The sequence below is a fragment of the Ramlibacter sp. genome (genome assembly GCF_028292805.1).
Classification (GTDB): domain Bacteria; phylum Pseudomonadota; class Gammaproteobacteria; order Burkholderiales; family Burkholderiaceae_C; genus Ramlibacter.
On sequence record NZ_JAQGLS010000071.1, the window covers coordinates 1 to 11267 of the forward strand.

The 11267-nt window shown below is 70.2% G+C and carries 13 protein-coding genes; 5 read left to right on the forward strand and 8 right to left on the reverse strand.

The genetic code is table 11. The features are described from left to right. From JWP65_RS03780 to JWP65_RS03795, 4 genes are all read right to left on the reverse strand, one after another. Positions 1–2189, reverse strand: a 2189-nt coding sequence (locus tag JWP65_RS03780; RefSeq protein WP_299760490.1) for an efflux RND transporter permease subunit, incomplete at its 3' end; no start/stop codon positions are given. Between the two features lie 6 nt (positions 2190–2195). Further along, the gene (locus JWP65_RS03785; protein ID WP_299760492.1) at positions 2196–3371 is read right to left on the reverse strand and encodes an efflux RND transporter periplasmic adaptor subunit; all 1176 of its coding nucleotides are present in this window, start codon (positions 3369–3371) and stop codon (positions 2196–2198) included. Continuing rightward, positions 3368–4054: a TetR/AcrR family transcriptional regulator gene (locus JWP65_RS03790; protein ID WP_299760494.1), complete on the reverse strand. Its 687-nt coding sequence runs from the start codon at positions 4052–4054 to the stop codon at positions 3368–3370. Before JWP65_RS03790 ends, JWP65_RS03785 begins: the two co-directional genes overlap by 4 nt. Positions 4055–4116: 62 nt before the next feature. Then, on the reverse strand, positions 4117–4887 hold the full coding sequence (locus tag JWP65_RS03795) for a YdcF family protein (protein WP_299760496.1): 771 nt from the start codon (positions 4885–4887) through the stop codon (positions 4117–4119). Positions 4888–4972: 85 nt separating this feature from the next. Between JWP65_RS03795 and msrA the strand changes: the two genes are divergently transcribed. Both msrA and JWP65_RS03805 read left to right on the forward strand, forming a co-directional pair. After that, positions 4973–5512, forward strand: a complete 540-nt coding sequence (msrA, locus tag JWP65_RS03800) for a peptide-methionine (S)-S-oxide reductase MsrA (RefSeq protein ID WP_299760497.1) — start codon at positions 4973–4975, stop codon at positions 5510–5512. A gap of 49 nt (positions 5513–5561) precedes the next feature. Further along, entirely contained in the window at positions 5562–5801 is a 240-nt protein-coding gene (locus JWP65_RS03805; protein ID WP_299760499.1) for a multidrug efflux SMR transporter, read from the forward strand. A gap of 43 nt (positions 5802–5844) precedes the next feature. Here JWP65_RS03805 and pdxH read toward each other — a convergent pair whose 3' ends face one another. Continuing rightward, positions 5845–6492, reverse strand: coding sequence for a pyridoxamine 5'-phosphate oxidase (pdxH, locus tag JWP65_RS03810; protein ID WP_299760501.1), 648 nt, complete (start codon positions 6490–6492; stop codon positions 5845–5847). 38 nt (positions 6493–6530) lie between these two features. Between pdxH and JWP65_RS03815 the strand changes: the two genes are divergently transcribed. After that, positions 6531–7073 (forward strand): NTP transferase domain-containing protein, encoded by a 543-nt coding sequence (locus tag JWP65_RS03815; protein ID WP_299760503.1) that lies wholly within the window; start codon positions 6531–6533, stop codon positions 7071–7073. A 52-nt stretch (positions 7074–7125) separates the two neighbouring features. Here the strand turns inward: JWP65_RS03815 and JWP65_RS03820 are convergent, their stop codons facing one another. Further along, positions 7126–7656: a superoxide dismutase family protein gene (locus JWP65_RS03820; RefSeq protein ID WP_299760505.1), complete on the reverse strand. Its 531-nt coding sequence runs from the start codon at positions 7654–7656 to the stop codon at positions 7126–7128. 24 nt (positions 7657–7680) lie between these two features. Further along, positions 7681–8301, reverse strand: coding sequence for a gamma-glutamylcyclotransferase (locus JWP65_RS03825; RefSeq protein ID WP_299760508.1), 621 nt, complete (start codon positions 8299–8301; stop codon positions 7681–7683). Between the two features lie 79 nt (positions 8302–8380). Between JWP65_RS03825 and edd the strand changes: the two genes are divergently transcribed. After that, positions 8381–10198, forward strand: a complete 1818-nt coding sequence (gene edd, locus JWP65_RS03830) for a phosphogluconate dehydratase (protein ID WP_299760510.1) — start codon at positions 8381–8383, stop codon at positions 10196–10198. Further along, complete coding sequence (gene eda, locus JWP65_RS03835) at positions 10189–10833, forward strand: bifunctional 4-hydroxy-2-oxoglutarate aldolase/2-dehydro-3-deoxy-phosphogluconate aldolase (RefSeq protein WP_299760512.1); 645 nt, start codon at positions 10189–10191, stop codon at positions 10831–10833. The genes edd and eda overlap by 10 nt, the downstream gene beginning before the upstream one ends. A 14-nt stretch (positions 10834–10847) precedes the next feature. Here the strand turns inward: eda and gloA are convergent, their stop codons facing one another. After that, positions 10848–11243 carry a lactoylglutathione lyase gene (gloA, locus tag JWP65_RS03840; protein WP_299760514.1) on the reverse strand — a complete coding sequence of 132 codons (396 nt, stop codon included), beginning with the start codon at positions 11241–11243 and terminating at the stop codon, positions 10848–10850. Between the last annotated feature and the right edge of the window lie 24 nt (positions 11244–11267).

The following is an 11267-nucleotide window of genomic DNA, read 5'->3' on the forward strand; positions in this document are numbered from 1 at the left end:
GCCTCGCGCTTGACTTCGATGTCCACCGTCGGCTTGTCGGGCTTGACGCTGGAGTCCAGGTCGACCAGCCCTGGCACCGTGCGGAGGCGCTCCATCACCAGCCGCGACAGCCGCTCCAGTTCGCGCAGGTCCGGCCCTTGCAGCGAAAACTCGATCTGCTTGTTGCCGCCGACCGGGTCGGCCAGGCCGGCATGGGTGACCGTGATGCCCGGCACCTGCTTGAGGCGCTCGCGCAGCATGCCGGTCATCTGGTCGACACTGCGCTCGCGCGCCTTGCGGTCGACCAGCCGCACGTAGACCGCAGCGTAGATCTTGCCTTGGGCGGAGCCGGTGTTGATCGTGGCCACCGTGTAGCGCACCTCGGGGAACTCGCGGATGATGGCTTCGACCTGGCGCGCCTTGGCCTCGCTCAGCTCCAGCGAGGAGCCGACCGGCGTGTGGAAGCTGACGTTGGTTTCCGAGTAGTCGGAGCGCGGCACGAACTCGGTGCCCAGCAGCGGCACCATGAACAGGCTGGTGACGAAGATGGCGATGGCGCCGAGCACCGTCACCAGCTTGTGCGCCAGCGACCAGCGCAGGATGGTCTGGTAGCCCTCGGCCAGCGACTCGGTCGAGCGGTCGAACCAGCCGGTGACGCGCCCGAGGGTCTTGTCGTACAGCGTCGGCTTTCCCTTGGGCTTGCCATGCGCCCCGATCGCCGGGTCGTGCCAGACCGAGGACAGCATCGGGTCGAGCGTGAAGCTGACGAACATCGAGATCAGCACCGCCGCCACGATGGTGACGCCGAACTCGTGGAAGAACTTGCCGATGATGCCGCCCATGAAGCCGATCGGCAGGAACACGGCGACGATGGAGAAGGTGGTGGCCAGCACCGCCAGCCCGATTTCCTGGGTGCCGTCGAGCGACGCCTGGTACGGCGTCTTGCCCATGCGGATGTGGCGCACGATGTTCTCGCGCACCACGATGGCGTCGTCGATCAGCAGGCCGACGCACAGCGACAGCGCCATCAGCGTGACCATGTTGATGGAAAAGCCGAAGGCGTACATGAACAGGAAGGTGCCGATCAGCGCGATCGGCAAGGTCAGCCCGGTGATGACGGTGGAGCGCCAGGAGTTCAGGAACAGGAACACGATCAGCACCGTCAGCAGCGCGCCTTCGATCAGGGTGCGGCGCACGTTCTGCACCGACACGCGGATCGGCCGCGAAGCGTCGGCCACCGGCTCCAGCCTGGCGCCCGGCGGCAGCCGCGGGCCCAGTTCGGCCAGCGCCTGCTGCAGCCCGTCGGCCACGGCGATGGTGTTTTCGTCCTGCGACTTCTGCACCGTCAGCAGCAGCGTGCGCTGGCCGTTGTACAAGGCCAGGCTCTCCACTTCCTGGGCGCCGTCGCTGACGCGGGCGACCTGCTCGATGCGCACCGCCGCCCCGTTGCGGCGCGCCACGATGATCTTGCCGAAGTCCTCCGGCCGCTGCATGCGGGCGTCGATCTGCACCATGCGCTCCTGCCCCAGCGAGCGGATCGCGCCGACCGGCAGGTCCTGGTTCTCGTTGCGCACGGCCGCGACCACCTGGTCGGCGGTGATGCCGAGCGCCTCCATGGCGGCCGGCTGCAGGTAGATGCTGATCTCGCGCTTGGTGCCGCCCACCAGCGTGACGGAGCCGACGCCGCGCACGTTCTCCAGCCGCTTTTTCAAGACCTGGTCGGCCCAGTTGGTCAGCTCCACCGCCGTCATCGGCCGCGTGCCCTTGCTGTCGTCGGGCAGCACGGCGACCGACCAGATGGCGCGGCTGGCCGGGTCGAAGCGCAGCACCCGCGGCTCCTTGACCTCGTCGCGGAAGGTGGGGCGCACGGCGGCGATCTTCTCGCGCACGTCCTCGGCGGCCTTGCGGCCGTCGACATGCAGCTGGAACTCGATGATGACGACGGCCTGGTTCTCGTAGCTGCGCGAGGTCAGGGCGTTGATGCCGGCGATCGAGTTGACCGCTTCCTCGATCTTCTTGCTGACCTCGCTCTCGACCACCTCCGGCGCCGCGCCCGGGTATTCGGCGGTGACCACCACCACCGGAAAGTCGATGTTGGGAAACTGGTCGACCTTCAGCCGCTGGTAGGAAAACAGGCCCAGCACCACGATGGCGAGCATCACCATCGTGGCGAACACGGGATTCTTCAGGCTGACGCGGGTGAACCACATGGCTGGCTACGGGCTCGGCGCCTTGCTCCCTCCCCCTTTGGGAGAGGGCTGGAGTGGGGGCGCCCCCGTGAATTTCACGACCGTCCCCTCGCGCAGCGGCCCCACATGCCCGCGCACCACCACTGCGCCCGGCGGCAACCCGCTCACCGCCACCCAGGTTTCCTTGCCGGCTTCGCCCCGCACCCCCGGCGTCACCGCCTGGTGCAGCACCTTGCCGCCCTCGACCAGCTGCACGTACGGTGCCGGCTTGTCGGTGCGCACGGCCGCCAGCGGCACGGCCAGCGACGAGGCGCTGCCGGTGGTCAGCGCGCCCTGCGCGAACAGACCTTGCCGCAAGCCGCCGGTGTCGCCCAGCGCCAGGTAGGCCAGCACGCTGCGGCTGCCGGCCTGCGCGCTCGGGTTGATGCGGGCCACCCGCGCCGCGATCGGCCGCGCGCTGCCCTCCACCTGCAGCGTCGCCTGCTGGCCCACCCGCACCTCCAGCGAATCGGCGCCCGACAAGGTGGCTTCCAGTTCCAGCCGGCCCAGGTCGACGATCTCGAGCACGCGGGTGTCGACGCCGACGCGCTCGCCGGGCTGGGCCAGCCGCTGCGCCACCACGCCGGTGATCGGCGCGCGCAGCACGGCGTCATCGACGCCCTGGCGCGCCACGTCGACCGCGGCCAGGGCCGCCTTGTGCGTGGACCGGGCGGCGGCCAGGTTGTTCAGGGAAGTGTCGACGGCGGACCTGGAGATGAAGCCCTGGTCGACCAGCGCCTTGTTGTTGCTCCACTGGCGCTGGGCGATGTCGATCTGGGCGCGCGCGGCGTCGGCCTGTTCCTGGGCTTGCTTCAGGCGGGCGCGGCCTTCGGTGGCGTCGACCCGGGCCACCACCTGGCCGGCCTGCACCGTGTCGCCTTCGCGCACCGTCAGGCCCCGCAGTTCGCCGGCGATGCGGGCCTTGACCAGGGCGAAGTTGACGGCCTTGAGCGTGCCGGAGATCGGCAGGCCGCGCTGCAGCTCTCGCACCTCGGCGCGCACCACGTCGGTCTGGGCCAGCTCCACCGCCGGCTGGACGATGGCGGGACTTTGCGCGGCTGCCTGCTGCGCCTGGCGAGCCGCCAGCACGCGCCACAGCCCGGCCGCAGCCAGGGCCACGACCACAGCCAGCACGATCCATTTCAGCGGCATCTTGCGCCTCATGCTGGCTCCAGCGGCGCCGGCCGCACGCACATGCCTTGCAGCATGATCTCGACCTGCGAGGCGATGTAGCGGCCGGGGTCCAGCGGGTAATTGCGCGGGGCGCAGGCGTCCAGCGAATGCTTCATCATGATCAGGAAGATCATCGGCGCCGAGATGCTGAACACCGCGTAGTCGATGTCCAGCGGCCGGAACTCGCCGCGGGCCACGCCGCGCTCCAGGATGCGCCGCAGCAGGTCGTGCGCCGGGGCGATCACCTCCTGCTGGTAGAAGGCGGCAATGTCCGGGAAGTTGCGGGCCTCGCTGATGATCAGCTTGGTGATGCCGGAGGCGCGGGTGGCGCCGAGCCGGTCCCACCAGACCTGCAGGCAGTAGCGCAACATGTCGGGAGTCGAGCCTTCGAAGGTCTGGAACTCCTCGTTCCATTCGGCAAAGCGGCCCGAGATGTTTTCGCGCACCACGGCCTTGAACAGTTCTTCCTTGCTCGGGAAGTAAAGGAACAGCGTGCCCTTGGAGACGCCGGCGCGGGCCGCGACTTCTTCCGAGCGGGTGGCGGCAAAGCCTTTTTCGACGAACAGGTCCAGCGCGGCGTCCAGCAGTTCGCCGGGCCGCGCCTCTTTGCGGCGCTCCCGCCGGGGCTGCGGCGCGTCGACGCCGCGGTCGGCGGCGGCCTTGCTGATGGACATGGGAAAGTGCTGGATTGTTAATGACTGGCTGGTTAGTAATGTAGAGGCTCAGGCAACCAGCGTCAAGATTTGGCCGGCCCGGCAACGCGGTTGCCCAGCCATTCGCGCAGCACCTGGCTGGACGTCGCCAGGCCGCGCGTGGAGGGCAGCCACTCCAGCAGGGGGCGGCCTTCGGCTTGCGGGATGTCGGTCGGCGCCGGCAGCACCGTGAAGCCCGCCGCGCGGAAATGGCTGACGGCCCTGGGCATGTGGGTGGCGTCGGTCACCAGCGCGATGTGGCGCACCTTCGCCGGCAACAGCTGCTCGGCCATCCGGGCCGCGTTTTCGCGGGTGTCGCGCGAGCGGTCGTCCATCCAGCGCACGGTGATGCCGTACTCCTCCTGCAGCACCCGCTTGGCGACGGTACCCTCGGTTTGGGTGGCCACCCCGGCCCCGGCCCAGCCGGTGCCGCCGGCAAACCCCACCGGCTTGCCGGTGCGCCGCGCCAGCCAGGCGGCATAGCGCACCCGCTGCAAGGTGTGCGGACCGGGCTGCGCCACGCCGTACTCCGGCGCCTGCGGCAGCACGCCGCCGCCGAGCACCAGGATGGCCTGTACCTGTTGCACTTGCGCCGGCTGCACCGCGGGCATGGGGGCCAACAGGCGCCCGGCCAGCAGCACGGCCACCGCATTGCAGCTCAGGAGCCAGAGCGACACCAGCGCCAGGGTGACCAGCAGCAGCCCGGCCGCGCGCCGGCGGATGGCCCAGAGCACGCCAAGCAACGCCAGCAGCAAGGGGCCGGCCGGCGGCAGGATCAGCGCGGTCAGGATTGGTTTTAGTTCGCCCAGTGTCATGGATGAGCATCCTAAGGCCGCGCATGCCCCGGGTCACGCGCCGCGTGCGCCAGACCGCTACAGTTGCACGATTCAGGAGAAAACCATGGGCGATCTGCAAACCATCGTGCTAGGCGGCGGCTGTTTCTGGTGCACCGAGGCGGTGTTCAAGGAGGTGCGCGGCATCACCGACGTGGAGTCGGGCTACAGCAACGGCCAGGGCGAGCGACCCAGCTACGAGCAGGTGTGCACTGGCCGCACCGGCTACAACGAGGTGGTCAAACTCACCTACGACCCGGCGCAGATCAGCACGCGCCAGCTGCTGGAAATCTTCTTCGTGGTGCACGACCCGACCCAGCGCGATGGCCAGGGCAACGACATCGGCACCCAGTACCGCAGCGGCATCTACTACACGACCCCCGAGCAAAAGCAGGTGGCCGACGACCTGCTGCGCGCGATCGGCCAGGACAAGCTGTTCGGCAAGCCGGCCGTCACCGAGGTGCAAGCGCTGCGCAACTACTGGCCGGCCGAGGACTACCACCAGGACTTCTTCGAGCGCAATCCGAACCAGGGCTACTGCATGGCGGTGGCGGCGCCCAAGGTCGCGAAGTTCCGCAAGACCTTCAGCGACCTGATGAAGCGGTGACCGACGCCCCGCATGGCGTGGCCGGCGCTGGTGGTGCCGGCCTGTTCAAGTGGGCTGGGCGATCGGCCTGAAGTACAGCGAGGCTTCACCCGCCTGTGGCCGTCGGTGGGGCGCGGCGATGGTCGTGAGCGTGGTGCTGCTCGGCTGGGCGATGCGCTCGCTGCAGGTCGGCACGGCCGATGCCGTCTGGACCGGCATCGGCGCCATCGGCACCGTGGCCCTTGGCATCGTGCCGTTCAAGGAGCCGGCCACGCTGGCTTGTCTGGCTTGTCTGGCTTGTCTGGCTTGATCCTGGCGGGATCGTGGGGTTGCAGCTCTCCCCCGCTGCGTCGTCACGGAGCCAGCCGCTCCCGCACCCAGCCGTCCGCGGCGCGCGTGTAGCGCAATCGGTCATGCAGCCGGCTTTTGCGGCCTTGCCAGAACTGCCAGCTGTCCGGCACCAGGCGGTAGCCGCCCCAGTGCGGCGGGCGCGGCGGGCTCAGCATGAACTGCGCTGCGTATTTCGCGGCGTTGGCCACCAGCACGCCGCGGCCGGGGATCACCTGGCTTTGCGGGCTGGCCCAGGCGCCGATGCGCGAATCCAGCGGCCGGCTGGCAAAGTAGGCGTCGCTTTCCGCGGCCGTGGTCTGTTCCACCCGCCCTTCGATGCGCACCGTGCGTTCGAGCTCGACCCAGTGGAACTGCAGGGCGGCGTACGGGTTGCCGGCCAGTTCCTGGCCCTTGCGGCTGTCGTAGTTGGTGTACCAGACGATGCCGCGCTGGTCGTAGCCCTTGATCAGCACGATCCGCGTGCTGGGCCGCAAGTCGCTCGCCACCGTGGCCAGCGTCATCGCGTTGGGCTCCGGCACCTGCGCGGCGATGGCTTCGGTCAGCCACTGGTCGAACTGCAGCAGTGGGTCGGCCTGGGAGGCGTCTTCGCCGAGCTCGGCCTTTTCGTAGCTCTTGCGCAGGTCGGCGATCTGGGTCGGGGTGAGGCTCATTCGGCGATTCTCGCGCAGCTCGGGGCTACAGTTGCGGCATGCAGCAACCCGTCGTCCTCGTGCTCGCCTCCGGCCGGGGCGAGCGCTTCGCGGCCTCCGGCGGCCACGGTCCGAAGCTGCGCGCCCTGCTGGCCGGCAAGCCGGTGCTGGAACACACCCTGGACGCGGTGCGCGCCAGCGGGTTGCCCTGGCACCTGGAAGACGCCGGCCACGCCGGCATGGGCGACTCGATCGCCGCCGCCGTGCATGCCACGCGGGATGCCGGCGGCTGGCTGGTGCTGCCAGGCGACTTGCCGCTGGTGCAGCCGGCCAGCCTGCAACGGATCGCCGCCGCCATGGCGGAGCAGGGCGTTGTGGTGCCGACCTGGCAGGGCGAGCGCGGCCACCCGGTGGGGTTCGCCGCGGGTTGCCGCGCCGCGCTGCTGGCGCTGCGCGGCGGGTATGGCGCGGCAGCCATCATGCGGGCCGAGGCGGCCGCCGGCCGGCTGCTCGAGCTGGCGCTGGCCGACGCCGGCATCCGCACCGACATCGACACGCTGGACGACTTGGCCGCGGCCGAACGCCTGCTGGCGCTGCGCTGAATTGGGGCGGACTGGGCCAGTCGTGGGTGCGTGGCGACTTGGAGTGATTCCCTCAGCTGCGCGTGATGACCGCGCAGGCCAGCCGCGCGCCGGCGTTGCCGGTGGGCTGGGTGGCGTAGTCGTCGGGATCGCGGTGCACGATCAACCCCTTGCCGACGACATCGGCCATGCCGCCGCCCACGCTGATGGTGGCGGACTCGAAGCTGAAGCGGGCCGAGCCGCTGGCGTCGGCGCGCAGCGACACCAGGTCGCCCGCATGGTGGCTGCCTTGCCCGTGGCGGCCGTGCGGGGCGGCGGCGGGGTTGAAGTGGCCGCCGGCGCTCATGCCGTCGCCGCTGGAGCAGTCGCCCTTCTCGTGCACGTGGAAGCCGTGCTCGGCGCCCGGCTTGAGTCCGCGCACTTCGCCCGACACCAGCACCTTGCCGCCGCGCTGGGCGAACGTGACCGAACCGGTGGTGGTGTTGCCGGTGGTCGGCATCAGCGCTGCGCTGGCGCTGGACCCGCCCATCAACGAGGCGCAGCCGGCGAGGGCGGTGGCGGCAACAGCGGCAATGGCGGCAAGCAGGCAACGAGCGGTGGTCATGGCGGTCTCCGGTAGAAAGGAGAGCTACTCTAGACCACCGCCATCGTCCTGTGGGGCGCCCGGCCGGATCAGCTTGAGCAGCCGTTCCAGGTTGCGGTCGCGGATGTCGTGCCGGCGCAGCTCCTCCAGCGTGCGGTGGGCGTAGTCCATCGTGGTGCCGTAAATGCCGGCGGCCTGGCCGAAGATCCGGCGGTACTCGTCCTCGGTCAGCTCGCCGGTGTGGCTGGGGCTCTTGCGCGACAGCGTGAAGGCCAGCGAGCGCACCGGCCCTTGCGGCGTGTGCGCGACCAGCCAGCGCGGGTCGTAGACGCCCGTGACCATCTCGCGCGACCACAGCCGCGCCAGCGTCTGGGCGGCGTGCTCGCGGCCGACGCGGAACACCACGCCGCGGCAGCAGCCGCCGGTCAGCAGGCCGAACACCAGCCCCGGCCGCTCCGGCGTGCCGCGGTTGATGCGGCTCCACATCTTCAGCGCCCGGTGCCAGCCGTGCACACGGGCCGGCCGCTGCTCGGCGAAATCGAAGTCCGGCCGCCAGATCAGCGAGCCGTAGCCGAACACCCAAAGATCGTTCAGGCCGCCCCATTCCGCCAATGCCTGCTCCAGCATGGCCTGGGGGTCGCGCAATGGCTTGGCGAGCTCGCTCATGACCCGACTTTAGCGAAGCGGCGGCCACCCCGTCGCCAGCGGGGCGGGGTAGGATGCTGCCAACCCCCAACCGGAAGCCATGAAACTCCACCCCCAGCTGGAGGCGGTGACCCGGCGCATCCGCGACCGCAGCGCCGCCACGCGAACCGCCTATCTGTCCCGCATTGCCGAGGCCGGCGACCGTGAACGCGGCTCCGACCGCATGGGCTGCGCCAACGTCGCCCATGCCTTCGCCGGCATCCCGGCCAACGACAAGCTGCGCATCGTGGTCGACCGCGCGCCCAACCTGGCGATCGTCAACTCGTACAACGACATGCTGTCGGCGCACGCGCCGTATGCCGGTTTCCCGGCCGTGATCAAGGACGAGGCGCGCCGGCATGGCGCAACGGCGCAGGTCGCGGCCGGCGTGCCGGCCATGTGCGACGGCGTCACGCAAGGCACGGCCGGCATGGAGCTGAGCCTGTTCTCGCGCGACGTGATCGCCATGGCCACGGCGGTGGGCCTGAGCCATGACGTATTCGACGGCGCGCTGATGCTGGGCATCTGCGACAAGATCGTGCCGGGGCTGCTGATCGGCGCGCTGCACTTTGGCCACCTGCCCACCGTCTTCGTGCCGGGCGGACCGATGCCCAGCGGCCTGTCGAACAACGAGAAGGCCAAGGTGCGCGAGCTGGCGGCGCAAGGGCTGGTGGGGCGGGCCGAACTGCTGGAGGCCGAGCAGCAGGCCTACCACTCGCCGGGCACCTGCACCTTCTACGGCACGGCCAACAGCAACCAGATGCTGATGGAAGCCATGGGCCTGCACGTGCCGGGCAGCGCCTTCGTGCAGCCGCAGCAGGCGTTGCGCGAAGAGCTCACGCGCGAAGCCGTGCGCACGGCGCTGGCCATCGTCAAGGCGCGCCGCTACGCGCCGATCGGGCTGGTCGTCGACGAGCGCTGCATCGTCAACGCGATGGCGGCGCTGCTGGCCACCGGCGGCTCGACCAACCACCTGATCCACTGGGTGGCCGTGGCGCGCGCCGCTGGCATCCTGATCGACTGGGACGACTTCAGCGCGCTGTCGGGCGTGGTGCCGCTGCTGGCGCGCGTCTATCCCAACGGCGCTGCCGACGTGAACCAGTTCCAGGCCGCCGGCGGCCCGGGTTTCGTGATCCGCGAACTGCTGGACGCCGGCCTGATGCACGAAGACGTGCTGACGGTGCGCGAAGGTGGCTTGCGCGAATACACCCGCATTCCGCAGCAGGCCGGCGCGTCGCTGGCCTGGCGCGACATCGGCCCCTCGCGCGACGACACCGTGGTGCGGCCGGCGCCGCAGCCGTTCAGCGCCACCGGCGGCCTGAAGCTGCTGACGGGCAACCTCGGGCGCTGCGTGATCAAGGTGTCGGCGGTGCCGCAGGACCGGCACGTGATCGAGGCGCCGGCCCGCATCTTCGACAGCCAGGACGCGATGCTCGCCGCCTTCAAGGCGGGCGAACTGGAGCGGGATGTCGTCTGCGTGGTGCGCTGGCAAGGGCCGCGCGCCAACGGCATGCCGGAGCTGCACAAGCTGACGCCGCCGCTGGCGGTGCTGCAAGGCAAGGGCTTCCGGGTGGCGCTGGTGACCGACGGCCGCATGAGCGGCGCGTCAGGCAAGGTGCCGGCCGCCATCCACGTGTCGCCGGAAGCCGCTGGCGGCGGACCGCTGGCCTTGCTGCGCGACGGCGACGTCGTGCGGCTCGACGCCAGTGCAGGCATCCTCGAAGCGCGCGTCGAGGCTGGCGCATGGGCTGCCCGCCAACCCGCCGTCATCCCGCCCGCCCAGGTGGGCACCAACGGCTGGGGCGTGGGCCGCGAACTGTTCGCCGGCATGCGGCGCAACGCGACCGCTGCCGAAGAGGGAGCTTGCACATGGCTTTGACATCGGCGCCGACAGCGCTGGAAGTGATGCACGACGCGCCCGTGATCCCGGTGATCGTGCTGGATGACGTGGCCAGTGCCGTGCCGCTGGCGCGGGCGCTGGTGGCCGGCGGCATCCGCATGCTGGAGGTGACCTTGCGCACCGACGCGGCGCTGGACTGCATCGAGGCGATCGCGCGCGAAGTGCCGGACGCGGTGGTCGGCGCCGGCACCGTGCGCAGTGCCGCCGATGCGCAGGCGGCGGCCGGGGCGGGGGCCCGCTTCGTCGTCAGCCCGGGCTTCACGCGGGCCGTCGGCAAGGCTTGCCATTCGCTCGGTTTGCCGCTGCTGCCCGGCGTGTCGACCGGCAGCGAAATCATGATGGCGCAGGAGGAGGGCTATCACGCCCTCAAGTTCTTCCCCGCCATGCAGTCCGGTGGCGCGGCCATGCTGAAGGCCTGGCACGGGCCGTTCCACGATGTCATGTTCTGCCCCACCGGAGGCGTCACGGCGCAGAACGCGGCGGACTTGCTGGCCTTGCCGAACGTCGCCTGCGTCGGCGGTTCGTGGCTGACGCCGGCCGATGCGGTGAACGCCGGTGACTGGGCACGCATCACGCAGTTGGCATCCGAGGCGGTGCGCCTGGCGCGCAAGTGACGGCAGGCGGCCGATCAGGCCGCTTCAGCTTCCCGCTGGATGAGTTCGATCTTGTACCCATCCGGGTCCGTCACGAAAGCGATCAGGGTGTCGCCGCCCTTCACCGGGCCGGGCTCGCGCGTGATGTTGCCGCCGGCCGCGCGGATCTTGTCGCACGCGGCATAAACGTCCGGCACGCCGATGGCCATGTGGCCGAAGGCCGTGCCGATGTCGTATTCGGACACGCCGTGGTTGTAGGTGAGCTCCAGCTCGGCGTGCTCCGGATTCTTGCCGTAGCCGACGAAGGCCAGGGAGTACTTCTGCTCCCGCCTTTCGGTCATGCGCAGCAGGCTCATGCCCAGCACCTTGGTGTAGAAGTCGATCGAGCGCTGGAGGTCGCCCACGCGCAGCATGGTGTGGAGGATTCGCATGCGCGATTATGGCCACGGCCAAGC